The sequence below is a fragment of the Vibrio sp. HI00D65 genome, assembly GCF_001635455.1.
Classification (GTDB): Bacteria; Pseudomonadota; Gammaproteobacteria; order Enterobacterales; family Vibrionaceae; genus Vibrio.
In genome coordinates this window covers 184,795-208,767 of the sequence record NZ_LWEH01000013.1, presented here as the reverse complement: position 1 = coordinate 208,767, position 23,973 = coordinate 184,795, and the positions used below count along the sequence as shown (strand labels likewise).

The 23,973-nt window shown below is 43.4% G+C and carries 31 protein-coding genes and 2 pseudogenes; 14 read left to right on the top strand and 19 right to left on the bottom strand.

What is annotated here, in order from left to right; genetic code table 11:
• Nucleotides 1-11 precede the first annotated feature (11 nt).
• Nucleotides 12-674: a DNA alkylation repair protein gene (locus tag A3712_RS04145; protein ID WP_063522535.1), complete on the bottom strand. Its 663-nt coding sequence runs from the start codon at nucleotides 672-674 to the stop codon at nucleotides 12-14.
• 204 nt (nucleotides 675-878) lie between these two features.
• Between A3712_RS04145 and A3712_RS04140 the strand changes: the two genes are divergently transcribed.
• Nucleotides 879-1,400, top strand: a complete 522-nt coding sequence (locus A3712_RS04140; RefSeq protein ID WP_063522411.1) for a prepilin-type N-terminal cleavage/methylation domain-containing protein — start codon at nucleotides 879-881, stop codon at nucleotides 1,398-1,400.
• A gap of 82 nt (nucleotides 1,401-1,482) precedes the next feature.
• On the opposite strand, the gene A3712_RS04135 is transcribed toward A3712_RS04140, so the two are convergent.
• The 9 genes from A3712_RS04135 to A3712_RS04095 form a co-directional block, all read right to left on the bottom strand.
• Entirely contained in the window at nucleotides 1,483-2,016 is a 534-nt protein-coding gene (locus A3712_RS04135; protein WP_063522410.1) for a GNAT family N-acetyltransferase, read from the bottom strand.
• On the bottom strand, nucleotides 2,006-2,554 hold the full coding sequence (locus A3712_RS04130; RefSeq protein WP_063522409.1) for a GNAT family N-acetyltransferase: 549 nt from the start codon (nucleotides 2,552-2,554) through the stop codon (nucleotides 2,006-2,008). The genes A3712_RS04135 and A3712_RS04130 overlap by 11 nt, the downstream gene beginning before the upstream one ends.
• Before the next feature lie 38 nt (nucleotides 2,555-2,592).
• On the bottom strand, nucleotides 2,593-3,111 hold the full coding sequence (locus A3712_RS04125) for a GNAT family N-acetyltransferase (RefSeq protein WP_063522408.1): 519 nt from the start codon (nucleotides 3,109-3,111) through the stop codon (nucleotides 2,593-2,595).
• A 39-nt stretch (nucleotides 3,112-3,150) separates the two neighbouring features.
• Nucleotides 3,151-3,798 carry an HAD-IA family hydrolase gene (locus A3712_RS04120; RefSeq protein WP_063522407.1) on the bottom strand — a complete coding sequence of 216 codons (648 nt, stop codon included), beginning with the start codon at nucleotides 3,796-3,798 and terminating at the stop codon, nucleotides 3,151-3,153.
• A 60-nt stretch (nucleotides 3,799-3,858) separates the two neighbouring features.
• Nucleotides 3,859-4,488 (bottom strand): LysE family transporter, encoded by a 630-nt coding sequence (locus A3712_RS04115; RefSeq protein ID WP_063522406.1) that lies wholly within the window; start codon nucleotides 4,486-4,488, stop codon nucleotides 3,859-3,861.
• Between the two features lie 187 nt (nucleotides 4,489-4,675).
• Nucleotides 4,676-5,164, bottom strand: a complete 489-nt coding sequence (locus A3712_RS04110) for a hypothetical protein (RefSeq protein ID WP_082856170.1) — start codon at nucleotides 5,162-5,164, stop codon at nucleotides 4,676-4,678.
• Between the two features lie 63 nt (nucleotides 5,165-5,227).
• Entirely contained in the window at nucleotides 5,228-5,479 is a 252-nt protein-coding gene (locus tag A3712_RS04105; protein ID WP_063522405.1) for a TIGR03643 family protein, read from the bottom strand.
• A 111-nt stretch (nucleotides 5,480-5,590) separates the two neighbouring features.
• Nucleotides 5,591-6,112 carry a GNAT family N-acetyltransferase gene (locus tag A3712_RS04100; protein ID WP_063522404.1) on the bottom strand — a complete coding sequence of 174 codons (522 nt, stop codon included), beginning with the start codon at nucleotides 6,110-6,112 and terminating at the stop codon, nucleotides 5,591-5,593.
• A 154-nt stretch (nucleotides 6,113-6,266) separates the two neighbouring features.
• The gene (locus A3712_RS04095; RefSeq protein WP_063522403.1) at nucleotides 6,267-6,695 is read right to left on the bottom strand and encodes a hypothetical protein; all 429 of its coding nucleotides are present in this window, start codon (nucleotides 6,693-6,695) and stop codon (nucleotides 6,267-6,269) included.
• 506 nt (nucleotides 6,696-7,201) lie between these two features.
• On the opposite strand from A3712_RS04095, the gene A3712_RS04090 reads away from it, so the two are divergent.
• Nucleotides 7,202-7,399: a hypothetical protein gene (locus A3712_RS04090; protein WP_063522402.1), complete on the top strand. Its 198-nt coding sequence runs from the start codon at nucleotides 7,202-7,204 to the stop codon at nucleotides 7,397-7,399.
• Nucleotides 7,400-7,535: 136 nt separating this feature from the next.
• On the opposite strand, the gene A3712_RS04085 is transcribed toward A3712_RS04090, so the two are convergent.
• Complete coding sequence (locus tag A3712_RS04085) at nucleotides 7,536-8,402, bottom strand: LysR family transcriptional regulator (RefSeq protein WP_063522401.1); 867 nt, start codon at nucleotides 8,400-8,402, stop codon at nucleotides 7,536-7,538.
• Nucleotides 8,403-8,542: 140 nt separating this feature from the next.
• Between A3712_RS04085 and A3712_RS04080 the strand changes: the two genes are divergently transcribed.
• Together A3712_RS04080 and A3712_RS04075 are read left to right on the top strand one after the other, a co-directional pair.
• On the top strand, nucleotides 8,543-8,917 hold the full coding sequence (locus A3712_RS04080; protein ID WP_004742121.1) for a YybH family protein: 375 nt from the start codon (nucleotides 8,543-8,545) through the stop codon (nucleotides 8,915-8,917).
• Between the two features lie 308 nt (nucleotides 8,918-9,225).
• Nucleotides 9,226-9,963 (top strand): HAD-IIB family hydrolase, encoded by a 738-nt coding sequence (locus tag A3712_RS04075; protein ID WP_063522400.1) that lies wholly within the window; start codon nucleotides 9,226-9,228, stop codon nucleotides 9,961-9,963.
• A 62-nt stretch (nucleotides 9,964-10,025) separates the two neighbouring features.
• Here the strand turns inward: A3712_RS04075 and A3712_RS04070 are convergent, their stop codons facing one another.
• Nucleotides 10,026-10,238, bottom strand: coding sequence for a TIGR02450 family Trp-rich protein (locus A3712_RS04070; protein WP_063522399.1), 213 nt, complete (start codon nucleotides 10,236-10,238; stop codon nucleotides 10,026-10,028).
• 171 nt (nucleotides 10,239-10,409) lie between these two features.
• On the opposite strand from A3712_RS04070, the gene A3712_RS04065 reads away from it, so the two are divergent.
• Entirely contained in the window at nucleotides 10,410-10,685 is a 276-nt protein-coding gene (locus A3712_RS04065) for a nitrogenase-stabilizing/protective protein NifW (protein ID WP_063522398.1), read from the top strand.
• A 134-nt stretch (nucleotides 10,686-10,819) separates the two neighbouring features.
• Nucleotides 10,820-11,944, top strand: a complete 1,125-nt coding sequence (locus A3712_RS04060; RefSeq protein ID WP_063522397.1) for a M14 family metallopeptidase — start codon at nucleotides 10,820-10,822, stop codon at nucleotides 11,942-11,944.
• Between the two features lie 130 nt (nucleotides 11,945-12,074).
• Here the strand turns inward: A3712_RS04060 and A3712_RS28145 are convergent.
• A pseudogene (locus A3712_RS28145) lies at nucleotides 12,075-12,149 on the bottom strand (PilZ domain-containing protein); the annotation flags it as partial.
• Between the two features lie 61 nt (nucleotides 12,150-12,210).
• Nucleotides 12,211-12,837: a LysE family translocator gene (locus A3712_RS04055; protein WP_063522396.1), complete on the bottom strand. Its 627-nt coding sequence runs from the start codon at nucleotides 12,835-12,837 to the stop codon at nucleotides 12,211-12,213.
• A gap of 209 nt (nucleotides 12,838-13,046) precedes the next feature.
• On the opposite strand from A3712_RS04055, the gene A3712_RS04050 reads away from it, so the two are divergent.
• From A3712_RS04050 to A3712_RS04040, 3 genes are all read left to right on the top strand, one after another.
• Nucleotides 13,047-14,315 carry a DEAD/DEAH box helicase gene (locus A3712_RS04050; RefSeq protein ID WP_063522395.1) on the top strand — a complete coding sequence of 423 codons (1,269 nt, stop codon included), beginning with the start codon at nucleotides 13,047-13,049 and terminating at the stop codon, nucleotides 14,313-14,315.
• 286 nt (nucleotides 14,316-14,601) lie between these two features.
• Nucleotides 14,602-14,823, top strand: a complete 222-nt coding sequence (locus A3712_RS04045) for a hypothetical protein (RefSeq protein WP_063522394.1) — start codon at nucleotides 14,602-14,604, stop codon at nucleotides 14,821-14,823.
• Between the two features lie 405 nt (nucleotides 14,824-15,228).
• Nucleotides 15,229-15,531, top strand: a complete 303-nt coding sequence (locus tag A3712_RS04040; RefSeq protein ID WP_063522533.1) for a thiamine-binding protein — start codon at nucleotides 15,229-15,231, stop codon at nucleotides 15,529-15,531.
• A 29-nt stretch (nucleotides 15,532-15,560) separates the two neighbouring features.
• On the opposite strand, the gene A3712_RS27670 is transcribed toward A3712_RS04040, so the two are convergent.
• On the bottom strand, nucleotides 15,561-15,728 hold the full coding sequence (locus tag A3712_RS27670) for a hypothetical protein (RefSeq protein ID WP_197465786.1): 168 nt from the start codon (nucleotides 15,726-15,728) through the stop codon (nucleotides 15,561-15,563).
• A gap of 108 nt (nucleotides 15,729-15,836) precedes the next feature.
• Nucleotides 15,837-16,100: a DUF1289 domain-containing protein gene (locus A3712_RS04035; RefSeq protein WP_171368276.1), complete on the bottom strand. Its 264-nt coding sequence runs from the start codon at nucleotides 16,098-16,100 to the stop codon at nucleotides 15,837-15,839.
• A 188-nt stretch (nucleotides 16,101-16,288) separates the two neighbouring features.
• Here A3712_RS04035 and A3712_RS04030 point away from each other — a divergent pair, with 188 nt between their 5' ends.
• The 5 genes from A3712_RS04030 (at nucleotide 16,289) to A3712_RS04010 (ending at nucleotide 21,260) form a co-directional block, all read left to right on the top strand.
• Nucleotides 16,289-16,735 (top strand): META domain-containing protein, encoded by a 447-nt coding sequence (locus tag A3712_RS04030; protein WP_063522393.1) that lies wholly within the window; start codon nucleotides 16,289-16,291, stop codon nucleotides 16,733-16,735.
• A 426-nt stretch (nucleotides 16,736-17,161) separates the two neighbouring features.
• The gene (locus A3712_RS04025) at nucleotides 17,162-18,328 is read left to right on the top strand and encodes an ABC transporter substrate-binding protein (protein ID WP_063522392.1); all 1,167 of its coding nucleotides are present in this window, start codon (nucleotides 17,162-17,164) and stop codon (nucleotides 18,326-18,328) included.
• A 5-nt stretch (nucleotides 18,329-18,333) separates the two neighbouring features.
• Nucleotides 18,334-20,034 carry an ABC transporter permease gene (locus A3712_RS04020; RefSeq protein WP_063522391.1) on the top strand — a complete coding sequence of 567 codons (1,701 nt, stop codon included), beginning with the start codon at nucleotides 18,334-18,336 and terminating at the stop codon, nucleotides 20,032-20,034.
• Nucleotides 20,000-20,650: an ATP-binding cassette domain-containing protein gene (locus A3712_RS04015; RefSeq protein ID WP_063522390.1), complete on the top strand. Its 651-nt coding sequence runs from the start codon at nucleotides 20,000-20,002 to the stop codon at nucleotides 20,648-20,650. Before A3712_RS04020 ends, A3712_RS04015 begins: the two co-directional genes overlap by 35 nt.
• Nucleotides 20,640-21,260: a CDP-alcohol phosphatidyltransferase family protein gene (locus A3712_RS04010; RefSeq protein ID WP_063522389.1), complete on the top strand. Its 621-nt coding sequence runs from the start codon at nucleotides 20,640-20,642 to the stop codon at nucleotides 21,258-21,260. Before A3712_RS04015 ends, A3712_RS04010 begins: the two co-directional genes overlap by 11 nt.
• 77 nt (nucleotides 21,261-21,337) lie before the next feature.
• Here A3712_RS04010 and A3712_RS04005 read toward each other — a convergent pair whose 3' ends face one another.
• The 3 genes and pseudogenes from A3712_RS04005 to A3712_RS28140 form a co-directional block, all read right to left on the bottom strand.
• Nucleotides 21,338-22,291 carry a class I SAM-dependent methyltransferase gene (locus tag A3712_RS04005; protein WP_063522388.1) on the bottom strand — a complete coding sequence of 318 codons (954 nt, stop codon included), beginning with the start codon at nucleotides 22,289-22,291 and terminating at the stop codon, nucleotides 21,338-21,340.
• An 8-nt stretch (nucleotides 22,292-22,299) separates the two neighbouring features.
• Nucleotides 22,300-22,998, bottom strand: coding sequence for a TIGR01621 family pseudouridine synthase (locus tag A3712_RS04000; RefSeq protein WP_063522387.1), 699 nt, complete (start codon nucleotides 22,996-22,998; stop codon nucleotides 22,300-22,302).
• 171 nt (nucleotides 22,999-23,169) lie between these two features.
• Nucleotides 23,170-23,536, bottom strand: a pseudogene (locus A3712_RS28140) (methyl-accepting chemotaxis protein); the annotation flags it as partial.
• Nucleotides 23,537-23,973 lie beyond the last annotated feature (437 nt).

Here is a 23,973-nt window from a genome sequence, read left to right as displayed (position 1 = left end):
AACAACGCTAATCAAAGCGACATTAGCTCTCGCTTAATTTCATTATCCAGCTTTTCAATCGCGTAACGAAAAGCCACTCTTGGTATTGCGGCATGCTTAGCATTCAAATAACCAATGACCTGTTGAGGCTCTTTTTGACTGAGTACTTTAAGCATCCAACCATAGCCTTTCTGTACTAACTCATGCTCATCTTCGAGCAATAGATCCACCACGAGAAACGGTTCCAACGCCGCGTATCGATTCTTATTAATCGGATAAATTAAGATGACCGCAGCGGCCCTGCGTACAGCAAAATTCGAATGCTCGACCCATTTTGTTGTGAGATCGAACAAGTCATTGTATTGAGACAGTAACTCCCCAAAAGCATGAGTACAAAAGTCGTCACAATCGTTCCAGTCTGTGACGAACTCTTTTAACCAACGCTCAAAAACAGGAAACGTGTCTCTTGAATATTGTTTTCTTACTCTAAAAGCCCAATCGTACGCGATAACTCCTAGCGCCCAATCTCTTTGTTCCAATAATTGAGTACACAGAGGCAAAACATGAGAAATATCTTTGTCTTCAAGAGTCTTAAAAACCTGAGCAGAAATGGAACGAACCAGAGCTGTTTTGATATCCACTTTCGGATAACCCACTTCTGAAAGATACTGCTTTACCGTTTCGACCATATTCACCACAACAAAATCCTTATCTATCTAAATTCAATATTGGATTGAGATATCCAGCTCTTAAGTGATTACTCTATTGAGTTTTACAAAATAAAGCTATGCAAATCACAACATTCATTTTTGGTTTATAAATCCACCTCTGAAATGTATAGATCTCCTTTAATAACAGTAATTTATGTTACATACTTGCTATTTAAAAAAGGGGGCATAATGAAAAAGAACGGTTTTACGATTATAGAGCTTGTTGTCGTTATTGTGATTATTGGAATAATCGCCGTTACGACAGCGCCCAGGTTCCTGAATATCAGTACAGATTCGCACATTGCAGCCGTGAAGGGTACTGGCGCAGCGTTCAAAGCAGGTGTCGATCTTGCCTATTCAAAAAATTTGACCTTAAACGGTAGCGGTCCATCTACGAATATCCCTATCTATGATGACTCCGCCACTGGCCAACTTGACTTCAATGAATGGGGATACCCAGTACAGCAATGGCCTTACGCAGAGGATTTTCCAAGGTTGGACAATCCGGAAGACTGTATTTCGGTATGGGGAGCTATCCAGCTTGATCCACCGAGCGTTTCTAGCTTCAACTCACCGAATGATACTGACTACATCGCTGAATACATCTACACCGACCAATGCCGTTATCATTATCGAGTCGTACCGGGGATATCTATTTACTACAACTCTATGAATGGCGATGTCACGGTAGATGACGAACCAAACAACTAAGTTCAAGTCTAAAGCTCAACATGTTAGTACTTACAAATAAACTTAGAAAATCCCACACATCAAGATTCAACCATCCCAGAAATTAAGATAAGCACGTTTTGGCATAAACCAGCGTGCTATCTAACTCTCCAGAAGGTAAACGCCGAGCATTAGCTAAACATGCTTCTTGCTGGTAGCCACATCGCTTCGCCACTGCCTGACTTTTCAAATTCGTTGCTGCCATTTTTATTTCAACCCGCTTTGCCCCTTTATTAAGGAAGGCAAACTCTTCGACGAGATGAATGGCCTCGCTCACATAACCAAAACCAGTTTTAGAAGTTCGTAACCAATAACCTATTTCAAAACAAGGTATAGAGTCGTCTCGGACAATAAAACCAATGGCTCCGATGAACGCCTCAGTGTTCTTTTCAATAATATTGAACCAAAACTCCCCCATAAAATTAGTGAAATTATTGGCGGCCTCTTGAGTATTGAGTTCAAGTTTTTGCCGAGTTAAGGATTCAGAAACCCAAGGCAGGAATTCGGACAGCTCAGCCATACATTCCTGAACAACGTTAAACATTTCATCAGTATGGATTAATGAAGGAGGCGTTAATTTAAGTCGTTCACTTTCCATTACTCTCACCTTCCCACTCTGAGCGAAGCATCGCTAATACAACGGTATCCCACCACTTATTTTTGAAGAATCGGTGCTCTTTAAAGCAAGCTTCTTGTCTCATCCCGAGTGACTTGCACAGCCTTATCGCCGCTAGATTCTCACCAATGGTTTCCGCATAAATTCGATGAACACCCAACTCTGAAAACCCAAAACCAGCCAGAGCTTTGGCCGCTTCTATGGGTAGCCCTTTCCCCTGAATTTCTCTCGCAAAAGCGCAACCCATTGAAGCTTGCAGGTTCTCTTCAAGGCGTAAACACACGGTTCCGACAAACTTCCCTGACTCTTTACTTTCAACAGCTAATTGATAGGACTGACGGGGATCTTCCTTAGCCTGTTCAACAAACAATTGGGTGAGTTGATGGTACTTACTAGGCTCACAATCAGTTTCATCATAGAAACGCAGATATTTGGCGTCCTGTGACATGGCCACAAACTCGCTTTGATCCTCAAACGTCATGTCCCTCAGAACCAATCTGGCCGTCTCTATTTTGAACATCAACATTCCTTTTTATCTGTCGCCTAAACTGCACTGCGTTACTGGCAGTCAAGCCAATAACGGGCAACTGGGCCAGGAAAAACTTTACCGAAAATTATTTTTTCAAACTTACCGCCATTTGCCTCAATGACTTTTCGTGAAGCTATATTGTCTTCGTCCGCGGTAATCAAAGCTTGTTTAATACCCAGAGAGCTCGCTTTTGGAACAGCGAATTTGAGCATTGCCTTACCGTAGCCAGAACCTCTCTTTGAGGGAGCAATATCGTAGCCAATGTGCCCCGCTTCAAGTGACAGAAACTCATTATCGATGCGATGACGAACACGAATGGCGCCGAGTATCTCTCCTCCATCATTTACCAACCAATAATGATTACATGGCACATAACCGTCGGGTAAGTTAACGCCTCTAGCCTCATCATTTAAGCATTCAATATAACGAGAAAAATCAAGAACACCGTCTTTGTAATAATCAGAGTTATCGATGTCGTGCTCCAAGAAGTCTTGGTAATACAACTTAAAAGCGGACTCAAATTCTTTGGAGGGCGACACTAGTTTCATTGTTATCTATTCCTCTTACGATAAAATTAAAAGATCTTTCTAATAAGCACGATGAACCTGATAGGTTCCAATCGGACTGCAGGTAAGTTTGAGCTCATCAAAACCATTTACGATCAAATCTGCTGATTTTAATTCTTCTCTGGTATGGCTGGTTAATAGAGCGATCGTGAAACATCCTGCCTTCTTGGCCGATAGTACGCCAGATGGTGAATCTTCAACTGCAACGCAATCTTCTGGTTTTGCGCCCAAAGCTTCTGCGGCTTTAAGGAAAGGATCCGGTGCTGGCTTACCTCGTACCACATCTTCGGCACAAATCATGACCTTTGGCAACGTAAAACCGGAGGCTTCCAAGCTTGTTGTTGCGACCGCTCTAGGTCCACTCGTTGCGATTGACCAGCAATCCGGGCCTAATTTTGATAAAAAATCATGAGAATTTGGTATAGCCTTGGCGCGCTTCATCTCTTGGGTCGCAATAGTTTTGACTTTATTGACCTCTGTGACATTAGAGAATTCCATGCCAATACAGCTCAGTGTCTCTTCGATTTTTCGCCCGTGGATATACTCATTCATGGTTTCAAAACGAACACCAACAGTCTTGCACCATTTTTTCCAAATATTGTCGATAACCACTTGGGTATCAACCAGTGTTGCATCGACATCAAAAATAAACTTCTTACATTCAATCATGAACTCTAAAACCTATGAAAAACACTTTGATACAGTATTGATATGAGCAGATAACACACATTAAGACGCCATGACTTTAATACCAAACAGTGTAAACAAGCCGCCGGTTACATAATCCATGATACTTGAGATACGTGCATAAACACTTTTCGCTGCTCGATGTGAAAAGGCTGTCGCCAAAAACATATGCCAGCATAAAGTAATACTGGACATAGTCAGCATAATGGCGATGACCATCGGGATGGTAATATTTTCAGGTATAGAGACACTAAACAAACTCACGACAAAGAAACCCGTTTTAGGGTTTAAAATGCTAGTGATAAACGCAGACATAAAGACTTTTCTACTTGAAGGCAGCATCACTTCACTAGTAGTCAAGCCTTCATCTAGCTGTTTGGCTTTTCGTGTTGAAAGGATCTGGCGCATACCCAAATACAACAAATAACTGCCACCAACGATCTTCATAACATTAAACAGTGCCGGGAAATGGGATAGCAAAATGACCAAGCCAGTGCATCCAAACAGTGACCATAACAATATGGACGTACTAACTCCAAAAGCAGAGTATTTTGCTAGCTTGCGGTTGTAGTGCAGCGCTGTGTTAATCGTTAACAGCACATTCGCGCCGGGCGTTGCGACTGCCAGCATCCAGATTAACGCAACGTGAAGAAGAACCAATAAATATTCCATTCGTCTCTACCCAATTTACTCAAGCTTCATTAATGATATCGTACGCACTGACGGTTTTGCGTCACTTGATTCAAAAAATCAGTGCGCTCGGACATGATGTGATAAGTGTCTTTTAATTCAGAATTACAGTCCACATTTGGATCTAAAAAATGCCAAGCCATAAGATTCAACCAATCAATTTAGACCCCTACTCTCGACGCTTTACTACGTCATAAAGTTCCAGTAGTTGCCTACCGTCACTAGGCATCCCTTTATAGGCACCAAACGCACTAGGGTAATAGATAGGCAATGCTGTCATCACAAACTGAGCCAATGAAAAATAGACACCAAAATTAATGACGTAAGAAGCGATGTAAGGGAGTTGATTGCTATTAATAAAATACAACGATAGACACAGGAGTAATGAGGTAAGCGGCCCCATAACTAGAGACCATGCTTGTAAGGATTTACTGCCCTGTTGAGTTATTGAGGCAAAGCCAACATTCATTGAAAAGCTTGAAATTGAAAGTGTCAGATTACCAATTTGAACAACCTTGGCCTTTTCGCTATTCCCGAGGGTCACCTCGACTTTGTGACCCGTAATGAGCTGAGGGATTGCATGACCCAATTCATGCAATAAGGTGGCGATAGGCATCACACACAAAAAGCCTATCGCTAATCCAATCAAACTATTCAATCTCAATCTCCCTATTTAGTTCGATAGCCACTGATAGAAAGAGGTAAATGGTCGGTAGAAAACCTACTGCCGCTTATATTGTGTTGGGCAATAACCTCTCGACACTTCAGAGCTACGAAGTTTTACATGTTTTGTCGCACGCCCCGCGACGCGAGCGCGCCACAATTTGAAGCTACCCGGCTTCATATGGCTTCGCATAAAACGAATCACCTGTGATTCATTTAAACCAAATTGGTGTTCTATTGCCTCAAATGGCGTTCGGTCTTCCCACGCCATTTCAATAATTCTTGATTCATTCTCTTTAGATAATTTCATTGTCTACTCATCCTTTAAAATCCGAGTAGAAGTACGCTCACTCTCACTTTTTAGATCAGGGTGTTACCACTGAGTTGATAAGGAATCATCAAACAAAAAAGAAATTTGTCGCTATCCTCTCTCCATCCACTCGCTGCGCAGCACCCCATACTTCACCGAGTCATAATACTCGCCTTGGTAATATCGCACCTTTCTCAGCCTCGCCTCTTGCTGGAAACCTAGCTTCAAAGCGAGAGACATCATGCGCGGGTTACCTGACCAAGTAGTTAGCCCAACACGCTCAATTTGTTTGTTTTCGAATAAGTAAGTAATCCAGAGCGAAAGTGCTAATGCTGCAATCCCCTTCCCCCAATAATCAGAGTTATAAATGACTACGCCAGCTTCAAGCCAACGTGTCTCTTCACACTCCCAGTAGCAACTCACGGTTCCGACAGGTACACCGTCGTCAACCACTAGCTGTAGGTCATCGCCCTCAAGCAGTCGTTTAAACGAATTCGCTTCAAAGCTTTCTAATGACGGATGAGAATACGAAAAATAAGGGCCATTAAACTTAGTCCACTCATCGTTTGAGATAACCAAAGCATAAATAGCAGCCAATTCGCTCGGCATTGCTGGTCTTATCGTTATGTCCATTCGCTTTCCTTGTCCTGTTACTCAGTCCAAATAACCCCGAGTGATGAGTTTTGGTTATTCATCGCAGAGGAGGTTAAGCCCTTCAGAAAGTAAAAAGCTCGCCAATGATGGCGAGCCTTGTTTAGGGTTGAACTATGCTAACTGCAGAGCGCACTTAGCTTACAACTTGTTCTCGCAAATTCACTTCGACACTTTTTAAGACCTTAAACTCTTCACGAGTGCAGCCTCGAGCTACAGATACCCAGTGGTCACCAGTTTCGTCTGACCCTTTAAACTCTGCACGAAGCTCGTATTTTCGCCACGAAACAAAAGCCAAAATAAAGGTCAGAGCGAGCATAGGTAACCCAAACTGAGGTACGAACGCCCAAGTTGCTGCAGATAGCATCAAGGCCAATGAAATGACGTTGATTGCGTTTTCTTTGATGCCCAATTGACGAATTTCTAGCTGTTTGATTTTACGTAAGCTGTAAACATCCTTCTTGACTCGAAGTTCATCAGAGCTCACTAGAAAGTCAGATGCCTTGTATGCTCTACGCAGCCTCAATAAATTCGCTAACCTATTGCGTGTTGGGTTCTTATTCATCGCCTTTCTCCATGTTATTAAAGGTTAGTAAAAACTAATATAATCATGAATTTATCGGTGAATGCTTATTTTATAAATCAAGAGAATATAAAAAGCAAGGATATGAAATTAGTAACATTTATAACATTAGAAAATGTATATCCATGAACAATTATGAGTTCCATGAGTTCCAATACATCCAAACCGAATACCTCAGCTTAAATATCAACCCAAGATAGAACAATTAAATTGAGAGTATTACGCAACAGCGCCCACTACTTTGTTACTATTTATTTCAATCAGTTTTCTACAGGAAACAGCGGCGCTCCAAAAAACTTGACCAATTTCACATCAATTTATCTAAACCATAAGCTACACATTGTTAATACAAGAAGATCATCAGTGAATTAAATATCGAAAATAATTAAACAGAATCCATAAATTCAAACTATTATTTAAGCAATTGATCTCATAACAAAGAGTCTATACCTTTACATTATGTACAGTGTTCAGCAATGGAGAAAATTATGGACGAGCTACTAACACACGCTATGGAACAAAAACAACGCACGGTCGTCACAAGCTTATTTGCTAAAAATGGATTTAAAATCGCAGCGACAGATTTTGACGATGTCACCTTTGAACGAGAGTCGGTCTTGGTAAATGTAAAATTTGATACTTCTTCTAACGTTGAGTCAATTTCAGTATCCAACCACAAACCTTAAAAATATTGCTCTGAAGCAAGAGTGACCAGCATTCTGTATGCCTTCATGATGGAGATACCACTACTTAGTAGGTTTACCTCCATCAAAAGAATTACAGCTATCAAGCGAGAGCATGCTCCAACAAAGTTTCTTCATATCAAGTCAAGTTTTGTTTGAGCTTTTCTTCTAATGCTTGGACACACAACTGGATCGCAATCGGCGTGTTTGAAGTAAATGGGTTCAATGCATAAACCGTGTTGGTCGGTAATTCAAAGCTAGGCAGTATATCCACAACCTGACCAGATAACTGAGGAATGCAGAAGTCTGGGATTACACCAATACCAACACCCGATTTAATAAGTGCAAGACAACTGTGAAACGAATTAGTCACACAACTAGCTTGTTGTTGATAAACAAAGTTCTCTTCGGTTTGAGAACTAAAATGGTGAGTCACCTGCTTTCCCTGCCATGAATTTGCAATGTATGGAATCGATTCAAGCTCGCGTTCACGCATGCTTTTGACACCACACAATACATCTTTAAACTTACCTAAACGTTTCTGTTTTAGATTACTGTCACGTGAGCTACCAACTCGTACCGCAAGATCAATATCGTGCTCCATGAAATCTAAGTGTTGATCATCACTAATCAACTCCGGCTTTAATTTTGGATACTGTTTCATTAGGTCTGCAATAACAGGCACCACCAGCAAATCCATCAACGCATTCGGAGCCGTGATGCGAATCCGCCCTTGTGGCTCTTCCAATTCCGATTTCGCCATATCCCACGCCGATTCGGCGATCACATTAATATCCTTACAACTTAGATAAAAACGTTCTCCCATACTGGTTAAGGTTTGTCTTCGCGTTGTTCGTTTAAGAAGGGAAGCGCCTAGCTCTTGCTCCAATATTTTTAGATGCTGACTGACAACAGATTTAGACAACTCTAGTTTTTCAGCCGCGGCCGATACAGAGCCTTGCTCTACAATATGAGCGAAAATCGACATCTGCTTTAGTTTACTCATCTTATTGTTCTCTTTTTACAAACAGTATTTTCTATTATCTCTGTTTTTCAAGTCAATTACCAAGGATAAACTACATTCAACTTATCAAGGTTACCCAATCAAAACACAGTGTTTAGAAGAAGACTGTAACGGAGAAAACAATGACAAATAATCAAGTATTAGAAGCATGTAAGCAAGGTATCAACGCATGGCAAAAAGCATTCAACAACCAAGATGCAAAAGGTTGTGCAGATCAGTATGTAGAAAACTGTGTAATGGAAGCGCGCCCATTTGGCACTTTTGAAGGCCGTGAAGCAATTCAAGCATTCTGGCAAGGGATCATGGACCAAGGTTTCAAAGATGTTGACTACACAGATGTTAAATGGGAAGAACACCCAGAAGGCGGCTACGTTCTTACGGCAAGCTGGACGATGAATAAAGCATTTGGTGTAGTTCATCATGAACACTGGGCAGTACAAGAAGATGGTAAAGCTCGTCTTGTCAGTGATGACTTTGAAGTTCAAGGTGAGCGCTAAACACTAGCGGTTTGAATCAGTAGCAAAAAGCCAGCAATCGACATCAGGTAGCTGGCTTTTTATATTGCCAATACAATCCTATTCCGTCGTTATCTCAACTAAACATCACAATTATCCACAACAAAGAGTCAATAGATTTATCTTTTTTCTCAGAGGTATAGCAACGAGTGTGATACTTGCTGCAAACTGCAGAATATAGCTGATCGAAAACCAAAGATGACTTGAGATGTTGTTATTGCTGAGCCATTCTTTGTGTAAACGTTGGTGAATACGCCCATCACTTTCATAAAGAACGACAAGGAATCCGAATGATAAAAATGTTGGTTTGTGACTTTGACGGTACACTCGATGGTGGTCCCTCTCACGGGGTTAATCAACTGTTCGATTACCTCACCGAGCAACCCGATATCCGCTTTATCATCGCGACAGGTAGGACTCTCCCTTCTATACGAGTTGGCTTAGCATCAGATAACTACCCAGAACCTCACAGCATCATCAGTGATGTTGGCACTAGAATTCATCACAACTACTCCCAAAAGCCTGACCACTGTTGGCATGAGAAACTCGAGGCATCTTGGAACAAGTCAAAGGTAGAATCGGCGTTAGCACCACTCGACTTTATGGGGGAACGCTTAGAGAACCACCAAGGTCCCCATAAGATGACTTTTGAGGGCAAGCTGTCTGAACCTCAGCATGCATTAATTGAATCACAATTAGAATCACATGGCTTAGATGTCCACCTCACCTATTCACACGACTGGTATCTGGATATCACACCAAAAGGCGTCAATAAAGCAACTGCAATCCATCACCTGCTGAAGCAACATGACTTAAGCATTGAACAGGTGTGTGTTGCCGGTGATTCAGCGAATGATACGTCAATGCTGACGATAGAAGGGGTAAACTCCATATTAGTGGCAAACCACTACCCTGAAGTGGCCCACCTATCAGGCAGAGATAACGTATATACCAGTAAGGCGACCCATGCGGAAGGCGTGTTAGAAGGCCTCAAGTATTGGCAACAACGAGCTTCCATCAGTCGCTAAAATGTATCTCGTCGAAAGCTCCAGCTACGCAGCTCAATAGACGCTGGCTCCCCTCCCCCTTCCTACTTCCAACCTGGGAGCCAAGTTTGATTGTCGGTGAGGTCGCGCCAATTTATCGCTTCTTCCCGTTTCGTCATCACCGCTTCGATCAAACAGCGCACCACTTCTCCCTCGTCAAACTCTACCTCCGTAACCATGAAGTGCTTTTCCTTTTTCACTGGGCTAACGGCCGTCCACTTACTACGAAATAGTTTCTTGGGGTTGATACGGTTCATGGGCTTTTCCTGTCTCAATTGCAACAGAACTTTATAAGACTTGTAGATTTAAAAAGATCACTACATACCAAAAAACATAATTTAAATCCAAGTACGTCACAAGTAAGATCAATAAAGTCGGGCCATAAATTCGATACAATTAATGCTCACCAATTCAAAAACTAACTTTCCATGAGCCGAACAGAATTCCAGCAAAAAATAGCGAGTTTCACCTCGATTGAACAAGCGCTTGATTACTTCGAAATTGGGTTTGATAGTAAGTTCATCGACCAAAATAAAGTCGAGCTTGTGAAACGCTTTAATGGCTATCTGATTCTATCGAAACCTGACGATTGGTTTTCTGGAAGAAGAGTCCTGAAAAATGCCTACTGCAAGGTGCAACGCAGTAAGTTAGATCGTTATACGCGTTCGGCATGCCGAGGCTGCACAACTTGCCAGCGTCGATAGATATAAAGTGCCGTTCAAAAAGAGAGCTCGGAAATAGATAGCTGAAATAACATCTCATTACGATTTAGTTAGTAGTTTGCTCGAAAAAAAGTGTGCTAGTCTTACGACAACTCAACTACGAGATAACAACTACGATGAAAATTTTCAGCAATTTCGAAAGCGGCAACATTCACGTCGTTTCAGCAGATTCACCACAAAACATTCAACTGACTATCCCTGCAGACAACCAAACTGAAATCTCTCAGTGGTTCCATTTCCGTTTAGAAAGTGAAGCGCAACAAGCTCACCACTTTGAAATCGGGCAATTGGCGACGTCTGCTTACCCTGAGGGCTGGAAGGAGTACGATGTCGTTGCATCGTATGACCGCGAAGAGTGGTTCCGTATCCCATCTCAGTTCGATGGTGACACACTAAGCTTTGACATCATCCCTGAGCACGATTCAATGTACTTCGCGTACTTTGCGCCGTACTCATACGATCGTCACCAAGACCTTCTGCACAGTGCGCAAACGCACCCTGCATGTAAGCTTGAAACTCTAGGTCACACGCTAGACAACAACGACATTACTTTGCTCACCATTGGTGATCCAAGTGAAGAGAAGAAAAACATTTGGGTTATTGGTCGTCAACACCCTGGCGAGACAATGGCTGAATGGTTGATCGAAGGTCTGCTCCAGCGCCTACTTGACGAAACAGACACGGTAGGCCGCTCTCTTCTAGACAGCGTAGTATTCCGCATTGTTCCGAACATGAACCCAGATGGCAGCATCCGTGGCCACCTGCGTACCAACGCAATTGGCGTGAACCTGAACCGCGAATGGCAATCACCGTCTATGGAACGTAGCCCAGAGGTATTCCTTGTGCGTGAACGCATGTTAGAAATTGGCGTTGATATGTGTTTAGACATTCATGGCGACGAAGCGATTCCATATAACTTTGTGGCAGGTAGCGAAGGTACACCTTCTTACAATGAGCGTATCGCGAAGCTAGAGAACCACTTCAAGCAAGCACTACTCATGATTACGCCAGAGTTCCAAGATGAGTTTGGCTACGATAAAGATGAACCAGGCAAAGCGAACATGACAGTAGGTACCAACTGGATCAGTGAGCAGTTCAAGTGCTTGGCGTACACGGTTGAGATGCCATTTAAAGATCATATCAGCCACGCTGACGAACTTTACGGTTGGTCGCCAGAGCGTAGTGTTGCGTTTGGTCACGACATGCTAGCGGCGGTTTGGGCGACAGTAGACGAGCTCTAAAACAACGAGTATCTTGGCTATCAAAAACAGCCCTATAGATAGAACAAAGCCCAGCACTTGCGAAAGTGCTAGGCTTTTTAATGTTTGCCTATGATTCACGATTTATTGAGCCACCTAGCTCTGTACGCCATTATGCAACTCTGAGGCTCGCGAAAAAGACTGGGTATTTCTTCCTGATGTGCCTTTGCTCAGACACCATCTCCTCAAGAAAAGAGAGATATGAGTCGTATCGTCTTAGCCTCAATACCTCACAACGCTCATTAAACCTAAAGTTGAAACAAGGCTAACTGAATACTGAAACCGACAAATAGAACGCCACATACAATATTCATCATTTGCGAGGTACGCTTTTGAACCAATAAGCGTTTAAAGGTATCTGCCATTAAAATCACAACCAAGAACCAGATTGAAACGACCATCGCCTGAATCCCACCAAGAATCAGGCTGTCGGACACAATTGAGTCTGAAGTAACAAATTGGGGGAAGATCGATAGATAAAACAGGACGATCTTAGGGTTAAGTAGATTAGTAAGTAGTCCTTTAAAAAACTGGCTATAAAGTTTATTCCCAGAAGCGCTCACGACAGAAAGCACCCCCTCTTGAGCACGTAATGCCGCCCGAAAGTGGTTGTAGCCTAACCAGAGCAAATACAAAACACCCGCCCACTTAAGCCCCTCAAATGCCATTGGCGTTTTCGACAATAACAGGCTGATACCATTCGAAGAAATAAAGGCATGAAAAAAGAAACCACATGACACGCCTAACACATTCACAAATGCGAACAGCTTCCTTTGAGTCAACGCTGTGCTTAACACAAGCAATGCATTGGGTCCTGGAATAACGGCAATAAAAAAGACAATAACAATGAACAGCCAGATACTATCCCAACTCATTTTGTTCTCGTACAGTGAAGGTTTTTAGGGCATCAATTGTACGTCCAATTGATGCCATTACAATATGATAAACGCTTAATTAACTCGTATGTCTAACTTACAAAATTAGCGCATATAATAAATATGTTTATCGTCAAGCAAACAAAACTGATTCTCTAACATTTCTAGCCCTGTTAGACTCCACCTCCCTTTTGATACTTGGTTCATTTATGTCATTTGCAAACCTAACCCTCAACACAAAAACTGTTGCTGCCCTCCCGTCTCAATTCAATAAGCCGACGGAGATCCAACAAGCGGTCATTCCTGCGATTGTTTCGGGGAAAGATGTGCTTGCATTGGCTCAAACAGGTAGTGGGAAAACATTGGCATTTGGGTTACCTTTGCTCAATAACATCGACCAAAGTTCGAATAAACTGCAAGCGCTTGTCATCGTTCCAACACGAGAGCTAGCGTCTCAAGTGACTGAGTCTTTACAACCAATTGCAACTGCCCTGCGTATCAAAACGGTAACGCTTACGGGCGGTATAGATGCAGATGAACAACAGCAACAATTGTCAACCGCACCGCAGCTCGCCATCGCTACACCAGGGCGCCTGCTTGCACTCATACAAAGTGGTGAATTAGAGTTAGCTCAATGCACATCTCTGGTTTTGGATGAAGCAGACCGATTGATCGACATGGGCTTTTGGCCAGATATTCAAGCGATCACCGCAGCTCTGCCGACTAAGCGCCATTCACTGTTATTCTCTGCAACGCTTCCACCTGAGTTAGTGAGCCAAGCTGAAACGCTTTTATCGAACCCAGAAAAAATTACAACTCATAAAGAAAACAGCGTTGTAGAAACGATTGAAGAAACACTGTATCTTGTAAATAAAGGCAGTAAAGCTCAAGCATTGATTGCCCTGCTCCATCAGAACCCCTGGCCGCAAGTATTAGTTTTTATTGGCGCGAAAGACAACGCAGACGCACTAACCAAGCGATTAAACAAAGCCAAAATCAGTGTGAGCGCATTACATGGCAATAAAAGCCAAGAAGAACGAGCACAAGCGTTAGACAGCTTTAAAAATGGTGACACCCGTGTTCTTATCGCGACCGATGTGATGGCTCGAGGCATCCATATTGATCAGCTACCTATTGTGATTAACTTTGAGTTGCCACCTCATTCAGCGACTTATGTCCACCGCGTTGGAAGAACGGCGAGAGCAGGAGATACTGGTTGTGCAATCTCGCTGGTTAGCCACAGTGAAACTGACTACCTGACTGCCATTCGCACTTTAACCAACAAAGCACTGCCGTTACAGCCATTGGAAGGCTTCCCAGTCACAGACAAACCAGCGTCAGAAACAACCGCTCGTAAGCGCCCACCTAAAGACAAAATGGCAAACCGCAGAACGGCTAAAAAGAGGAGCGTCAAACAGTTTAAGAGCAAATCGAATAGCCCCAGATCCAACAGCACTAAGCCAACGAGATCGAAGTAGAGCAATAACAACGATTCAGCGTTTATCCCAGTTAATCCCCAAACTAAACGACGGTCATTTTAATTAAATTCAGCCCAGAGTTTTCTGGGCTTTTTTCGCTTCAATCATCCATTTTCTGGTGCTAGATATGACACTAATGTGATGCACTAGATGACATTTTTGTGAATTACGGAGGCAAGGTATTGATTCTTGGTTGCTTAAAAAAAATACTTTCTGATCACGTTGACGCCCCTATATCTGGCAACTAGATTTTTCTATTAGTGTCTAAAACTAGGAGGTCATTGAAATGAAACGTGCTAGCTCTACATATCGATTACAACTGATTAAGGAAGTGGCAACTCGCCGAGATCGTCAACGTTCTAATGACCCGATGGCCAACTACATTCAAACCCTAATCGACAACAAAGATGACTGTGATACTTCAGTTGAACGCAACCAAAGATTCAGTGGAAACCATTTTGATGAACACATTGGAGGATGGGTTAGCGATCATTGGGGAATTAAATAAAACCAAGAAACTAGGGCGCGTTGACCTCTCGTGGTTAAATTTCGTTCGAGACAAAAGCATTTTAATCGCGGCGAGGGGGAAGTAGCCTAGTCACTCTAAGCAAATCCCTCTCAACAAAGAGTAAAACGCTTTTTGCGGGGGTGCCCAGCTCGAACCCTTCGGGCAGCGTTTGCTGGTCATTTCTACTTCGTTATTGGCTTCTCATGTAGGCTAGCTACACATAAACGCCCCTGCCTTGTATAAATACCCAGCTACTCGCTGCAAAAATCAGTTCGAAAGATCAACACGCCCTAATTACCAGCTTTGCTGCTGTAGAATCAATCTCCGCATTAACCTATCATCTGCAACAACTTCCAATCATTGAGTAAGCAGAAAGTGTCTGAGTTAAAAAGAGAAAAAGAAATGATGGTTGCCTTCCAAGTGATCCCTCGCGTTAAAGAAGGCAACAACTTCGAAGTGGGCGATAAAGCAATTGAAGTCGAGAAAGAAGCTGGCGTTCCCTTTCAAGTCGGTGCGATGGAAACGACCATGAAAGGCGAACTCACTCATTTACTCGATATCGTCAAAAATGCTGAGCAGGATTGTTACGATGCTGGTGCGATAGAGGTCATCACAAACATAAAGATTCACAGCAATACCACCGCTGCCGATAATACATTTTGCACGTATCATCGTGGTGTGACCAAAGCGAATCATATGTCTGTGTAAGAAAGCTCTACTCTGATTAATAAGTGATGTTATTGAAAAGGCATGTCGGAAAGGTGAGACAGTATCTCCATGCGCTCTTCTTCAGACATTGTATGCCAGTCACGCGCGCTTTCCTCGGGGTCATGTCTCGCCCCCAATCGCTTTCTATCCAAAGCTTTAACTGGTTTCTTGTTGAGTTTTACGTCCTTTTTATTCATACCGACACCACTCCTCTGGTACAAAGGTACCTATCTAAATATTACACCCCCACCATTATGTAAAGTAATAGTTACTGTGGGGTTAAATAAAACCTTAATACTTCCTCTTTAGCCAAAAAGATCTCTTTGGGGGCTTGTACTTCCCTCTTCTTCTACTGGCTGACCAACCAAGTTGTTTTGCTTCATTATTTTTCTTCTGTAACGCTGACGACATAGCTTGATGACGTGTAATTGCTCTGCGGGAGTCATCGACATCCAATTAAAACGTTCGTCTCTTTTTCTCATACACCCATTGCAATAACCTTTGTCATCGCTAGAGCAAACCCCAACACAAGGGCTTGGAACTTGGAAAAACTCTAACTGCTCCACCACGCCTCCTTACACATCCAAAATTACGCTTACTATCTCAAAAATAAACGATTGATTTGTCGCCACGCCTACGATATCCATACTAAACTATGACCTTATACTGACACATATAGTGTTTTGTAAACTATACTTTTTACCCATCAAGTTACAGATTTTCGGTAACTTCGTTTTTTCCTTTGGAGCCATATAATATGAAGTTTAGTTCAAAAAAATTACTAGCAGTAGCCGCTTTACCTATGATGCTAGCAGCATGCACAACAACAGGTGATAACGCGATGCAAGTAACACCAACCGATCTACAGCACCATAATTGGGAACTTGTACAAATTGATGGCAAAGACATTGAGAAAAGCGAACACCAAGCGACACCTCGTCTAGAAATCGGTGAAAAGATGACTGCAAACGGCGTAGCTGGTTGTAACAACTTCTTTGGCCAAGGTGAGCTGAAAGACGGTCAATTCCGCATTAAGCAAATGGGCATGACTATGAAAATGTGTCACGGCTCAGCGATGGAAATCGAGCAATCAGTTTCTGCTACTCTAAATGAGTGGAGCGACGTAACCCTAACAAAAGATACGCTAGTACTTAAAAACGATGTACACACGCTAACGTATACAATTCGTGACTGGGTAAACTAATCTGTCATCGGCATCAAATACCGAAGAGGAGCCTTAATGGCTCCTTTTTTATTGTCTGCTTCAAAGCTCAACCTATCCCAAACGGCTCTTCACACCAGCTTTTCGTGCCAAGCTCCGATAGATCATAAAAAAACCTCATTTAGATGCAATTAATTCACAGCTTTAACGGTCTGTTGCTAGGATGGCAAAAGCCCAAAGTCTGTTGAGTTACATAGATAACTGCACATTGAATAAAGCTCAACCGAGAACCTCCCGTGTATTCTCAAGTAATTGATTGAATTTACTGTTGAATTAGAATTTATTTGAGAAACAGATAGAATAACTATTAAGCCATGTTGATCTTTCGTTGGCCACGAAAGGTCAACACGCCCTAGGGAGTTCGAAAACACAATGCTCTTGCCCGTTCACTACCAAATGGAAAAGTTTATGAACAAGATAGTAAGTACGTTAGGAATCATGGCAACCGTTGCCTACAGCGCAACCATTTATGCTGATGAAGCAACATCCACCGATAGCTGGAATCAAATAGAACAGCAGGCAGAAGGGCAAACTGTCTACTTTCACGCTTGGGGCGGAAGCCAAGAGATCAACCGTTACCTACAATGGGCAGGCAAGAAGTTACAAAGTGACTATGGCGTAACGTTAAAACATGTAAAAGTCACAGATATCGCTGAAACAGCGACTCGCCTGCTTGCGGAGAAAGCCGCAGGTAGGAATAGCGAAGGCAGCGTCGATATCGTTTGGATCAACGGCGAGAACTTCCGTTCGATGAAAGACAACAAACTGTTGTTTGGCCCATTCACAGAATCCCTTCCTAACTGGAAGTACGTCGATAAGTCTTTGCCCATTGATGTCGACTTCTCTGAGCCAACGGAAGGTCTAGAAGCACCTTGGGGCGTTGGGCAATTAGTGTTCATTCATGACCAAGAAACACTGCACAATCCACCACAATCGTTTTCTGAGATGTTGAGCTACGCTCAGGCATTCCCTAACCGTTTGAGCTACCCTCGCCCACCAGAATTTCACGGCACTAGCTTTATTAAGTCTTTACTGATTGAGCTAACCAACAATAGCCCTGAACTCGCAAAGCAGGTTTCAGAAAAGAACTTCCAAGCGATCACTGCACCATTATGGGCTTACTTAGATAAATTCCACAAAGTTGCGTGGCGCGGTGGTAAACAATTCCCGGCAGGCACATCAGAAAGTATTCAGCTTTTGGATGACGGACAACTCGACCTCGCGATTACGTTCAATCCAAACTCTGTGTATTCAGCCCAATCAAGTGGCCGTTTAGCAGAAACAACCAAAGCCTATGCGATGGAAAACGGTGCTCTATCTAACATCCACTTCCTTGCGATCCCTTGGAATGCAAATGCTACCGCTGGCGCACAAGTGACCATCAACTTCTTGTTAAGCCCAGAAGCACAATCACGCAAAGGTGACCTGAATGTTTGGGGTGACCCTTCAGTATTGAGCAGTAAGTACCTAACAGGTAGTGCTAAGAATACTCAGCAATTTAAATCGATTGATGAACCGCACCCAAGCTGGCAAAACGCACTCGAGAAAGAGTGGCTAAAACGATACGGTAACTAAGCTCGATGCTACGTGCTCTATATTTTGTCGTTATAGTGGTATGCATTATCCCAACAATTCCTGGGGTCGCGGGAGTAGTGGCTTCGTCACTGAGTTATATCCCGCCCCTAGGGTTGATGGAGCCCTCTCTCAACGGTTTTGGCCAAGTATTCAAATGGGAAGGTGCTTGGCACTCTATTGGTTTGAGTCTTTGTTCTGCGATTGCGAGCAGCTACATCGCATGTGTTCTTACCTTTTGTATTCTTCAAGCCTCTTGGGGAAACAAATTTTGGAGAAAGATAGAACTGACCCTTTCACCCATGCTGGCTATTCCCCATGTGGCTTTCGCTATTGGCTTTGCTTTTCTATTTAGCCCGACTGGTCTCGGAGCGAGAGCTGTACATCATTTGCTGGGTGAATCCGCGACCAGTTCAGAGTTAGCGCTGCTCGTAAAAGATCCGTATGCATTTGGCTTGATCATTATGTTGGCACTCAAAGAAGTACCTTTCTTATTGCTTATGAGTATATCGGTACTTCAGCAAATTGATGTAGAGCGTACTACTAAGGTCAGTGCTTCATTGGGCTATAGTCGCTCACAGATATGGTGGAAGTGCATTTTTCCACAATGGTTCACCAAGCTTCGCTTCCCAATGTTGGCGGTGCTCGCCTACAGCGTATCAGTTGTCGATATTGCGCTAATCATTGGCCCAACTAACCCGCCTACTTTTGCCGTTTTGGTATGGCAATGGTTCAACGATCCCGAGCTGAACCTACTGCCGAGAGCAGCGGCTGGCGCTATTGTTTTGTTCGGATTAGCGTCCTTGATCATCGCCTTAGCCCGCTTTATTGAATGGGCTGTGTTGAAGTTCTTTAGAGCTTGGCAATATTCGGGGCGAACAGGCATTGAACTACCAGGAAAAACCGTATTCACAGGTTTAGCAGCACTATCACTCGCAATCATTCCTTTGATGATGATTTGGAGCGTGGCTCAACGTTGGCGCTTCCCTGACTTACTTCCGAGTCGCTACAGCATGCGCTTTTGGGAATTTGAATGGGATGGCATCATGAGTACCGTTGGTCAAAGCTTATGGATTGGTCTGATCGCTGCTTCAGTTGCGCTGGTCCTTGCACTGATTGCTCATGAGTACCGAATCAAATACAAGTGGCAAGTGCCTGGTTTTGTTATCGCGATTCCGATGTTGATCCCGCAGCTATCGGTATTATTCGGTATGCAGGTCACCACGCTGTATGTAGGAAGCAACGCCTATGAATTCTGGGTGATTTGGGCACACGTATTCTTCGCCTTCCCATTTGTCTATTTATCTTTAGATGGACCATGGAAAAGCTTCAACGATGGGCTCATTAAAGCATCACTCAGCTTGGGTAAATCACCATTTCAAAGCTGGTACTCCATAAAACTGCCTATATTGCTACCAGCTATTGCCTTTGCGTGGGCCGTTGGTATCAGCGTGAGTTTGACTCAATACTTACCAACATTGATGCTAGGTGCAGGGCGTATTAGCACCATCACGACAGAAGCTGTCGCCCTAACGAGCGGTTTCGACCGTAGAGTGACTGCAATTTATGCCATTTGGCAGGCCTTGTTGCCTCTGTTCTTCTTCTCTTTAGCGATATTAGTCAGCCGACTTCAACTCAGATATCGCCGTCTTACTTTCAAAGGTTTCTTAAGTAATGAGTCTGTACCTCAACGACCTCGCCATCCGTAAAACCGATGGCGACTCGCTGTTTTCAGCGCTAAATGTAACATTAGAATCAGGCCAGATACTGGCATTGATGGGACCGAGCGGTTGCGGTAAATCCACCTTATTGGATGCGATCGCCGGCCACTTGAACGAAGAGTTTTCGTACTCTGGAAGTGTCGTTTTGAATGACATTCATCTGGATGAGCTCCCATCACATCAACGTGAGGTCGGTATTCTCTTTCAAGATGACCTATTGTTCCCTCACCTAAATGTATGGGAAAACTTGGCATTTTCACTACCAAATTCGATTAAAGGCTCTGCTCGACAACAGCAAGCTATGGCAGCGTTAAAAGACATTGAACTGACACACTTAGCAGAGTCTTTTCCTGATCAGATTTCTGGTGGTCAACGAGCAAGAATCAGTTTAACTCGTATGTTACTGGCGAAGCCTAAATTGGCTCTACTTGATGAACCGTTCAGTAAGTTAGACCAAGAGCTCAGAGCACAATTTCGAGACTGGGTCTTTGAACAATTAACCAAAGCCAATATCCCAACCCTGATGGTGACGCACGACGAAGCAGATGTGCCTCAAGGGGCTCAAGTACTCTCTTGGCCATGGAGAAGTAACCATGCTGGATAAGTACTCAATAAAGGTCATCAAGTGGCCATTAAACCAGTCTGCCAAAGTACTGAATCGAGTCGGTATTACCGCCAATCAAACCACCCTATTCGGTTTTTTGGTCGGCTGTTTAGCGTTTCCGGCGTTGGCGCTTGAGCAATATGAGTGGGCGTTAGGTTTCATCATCTTCAACAGAGTTTGTGATGGACTTGATGGCGCCTTAGCCCGAATTCAAGGCATCAGTGATGCGGGCGGCTTTCTCGATATCAGTTTAGATTTCCTTTTCTATTCACTGATCCCTTTTGGTTTTGTGATTGCCAATCCAGAACACAACGCCATTGCCGGTGCATTTTTGATCTTCTCTTTTATCGGCACGGGCAGTAGCTTTTTGGCTTTTGCAGTCATGGCGGGCAAACGAGGTATTGAGAATCCAGTGTACAAGCATAAGTCTCTCTACTACATGTCTGGCCTAACCGAAGGGACAGAGACCATCGCCTGTTTCATTGCCTTTTGTATTTGGCCACAACACTTTTCTCTTATCGCCTATACCTTTGGTACTGCGTGTTGGCTCACTACATTTATGCGTATCTATTTTGGGTTCCAAACTCTTAAGATCCAGCAGGAAAGTTAGCGGTCTAACGACACCAACAAGATACAAAAACGCCACTCAATATGAGTAGCGTTTTCTTTTCTAATGCTGACGTTAAATTAAGCGTCAGCAGGCATGTTAATTCTAAATCTCAGTACTTTGAGGCTTGAATCAAGGTCCACATCCACAAACTCAGGTGGGTTGTCTAGGCGTTCAATAAACTCAACATTTGGCGCTTCTTCTGCCATCGTCTCGATAAGAAAGTTAGGCGACACTGCAGGTGAGTTCACACACGCGATTACTTCACCGCCTACCGTTAGAAGCTCTGGCAAACGGCGTAAGATCTTTTTGTAATCTTTAGTTAGGGCGAAGCTGCTTTTTTGGAACGAAGGTGGGTCGATGATCACCAACTCATAAGGACCGCCCTTCTTAATTTTGCCCCACGATTTAAAGATATCGTAACCAAGGAAATTCACGGAGCGCATGTCATGTTCGTTCAAACGGTGGTTATCACGACCCTTGTTCAGTGAGCCACGCGACATATCAACGTTCAAACATTGACGAGCTCCGCCCGCAATTGCAGCCACAGAGAAGCCACAAGTATACGCGAACAAATTAAGTACGTTCTTACCCTTGGCATTGCCTTGCACCCACTGACGGCCATTACGCATGTCTAAGAACAGACCAAAGTTCTGGTTACGGCCAATGTCTAACTGATACTTAAGACCATGCTCAACAACCACCGGAGAGTCGTTAAGCTCACCCCATAGTACTTCCGAAGGTGCGCCGTCAGCATAACGGTGTTGAAGCACGATGCTGGTACCTTGCTTGGTCTGCCAAATATCTTTGTTGGTCAGCGCAAGCAAACCGTCTTTAAGCGATGACAAAAACGCGTCATCAACCTCTTTAAACACGTTCACCAATAATTGGCCGTCGACCCAATCACACGTTATCTGTTCTAGGCCAGGCCAAAACTTACCACGACCATGAAAAATACGACGTAGCTCGTTAGGTACTTCGTTTAGCTGTTGTTTGATATGTTCAAAAAATACCGGTAAAGCAGATGCTTCCATTATTTCACTCACTTAGTGTTTAACTTTGGCCACGCCAGTGACCATGGTTCAAGCCAACCATCCAAACCATTAGATACGGTTTCTTGGTGCCACTTCTCGCCCAAAGAGTCTAGGCTCCTTGGGTCACAGACAAATTGGTAGGCTTGTGATTGATAAGTAAATCGAATCGCGAAGGCGTGCAGATAGCCTCTGTCAGCCTCACTCGATGGATTATAAATTGGGTCACCAACGATGGCTGAACCTATCGACTTCATCGCCACGCGGATCTGGTGTGTGCGCCCTGTATAGGGTTTACATAGAAGGAGTCTCTCACCGGGTTCAGCCGCTGCTGATAAAAATTGAGTTATCGCCGGGTTTTCTTTGGTTGTTAAGAGTTTCCAGCTAGAGCGTCGAGACCGCTCCATATCCCCAGAAATCAAACCCTGTTTTTTCTTCGGCTTCTTAGAGCCAATCGCCAAGTAGTACTTCTCTACTTCGCGCTCAGCAAATAGCTGTGAAAGCTCACTCGCTGCTGATGCACTCTTGGCTAATAACAGAATGCCTGAAGTCATTTTATCGAGACGATGAACTAGATATAGCTTAGGCTCATTGATTGCCTTAGCCACTTCTTGAAGCAACATAGTATCACCGTCATCTTTATGGACGCTGATTCCAGGGTGCTTATTAATGAGTAAAAAATCAGAGTGATGGAGAAGAATATCGAACATGTAAGGGCTAGCTCCGTTATAGAAGGTGGAGTATACCGTGTCTGAATCCAGATTCCAGCAATGTAAAAGCCCAACTTACTCAATAAAGATTGAATCGTTGGGCTTGTTTCTCGTTGTCTGCACTCTGGGGGAGGTTTTAACTCCTGTGAATAGAAACTAAGCGAGCTTAAACTAACAGACCAAATCTTCTGGCTCCGCAACCTTCCCGTTCAAACCCGGAGCGTTTTCTGAGCTACGCGTTGCCAGTTGCAAAGATTGCTCAGGGATATCGCTGATCGCCTTAATACCTGCATTAATTTCTTTGGCCACAGCGATCTGCTCTTCTGTTGCGCTAGCAAGTGAGTTAACCATACTTTGTACATTGCCTACACCGCTTACAATGGCTTCTAAGGCAAAAACATTAACGAGCTTTGCACAACGCCTATCTCGACCAAGCTGCAACTATCTTGGGTATAAGTCATCGTTTGTTGAGTATCAGGCTAGATCTATTGAATGATACCTGATAGTTTTGTGTCGCTTTGGTTAGTCTCTCTAACAATATTCACACTTCAACAACAAGATCATGCCCCAAATCGCATACACGTGCTGGCTCACTCGCCTGAACGAAATTACTCTTATTAGTGCGATAGTCATTCAGTGCATTATCAACCAGAGCAATTGCAACAAGCGCGTCTCGGTATAAATCACACGCTTAATCAATCAGTAAAGGTAGATAACAGTGCTCGGACATCGTCCATTCTAATTTCAACTGTGCTTTTATGGGCACCAATTACTTCAAACCAGACGGTGGTAACTAAGATAACAAGCACCGCCAAAATTGAGCCAAACCCGGCATAAATCTTTTTTCTCACAGGATAGTTTCACACAACACCTCCCTAAATAAACAACGACCTATATAGCCTTAGCATTTACAGTTAACACGCCATATGAATTACTTTTGTGAATATTAGTGGTCATTTTTACCAATTATTAAGT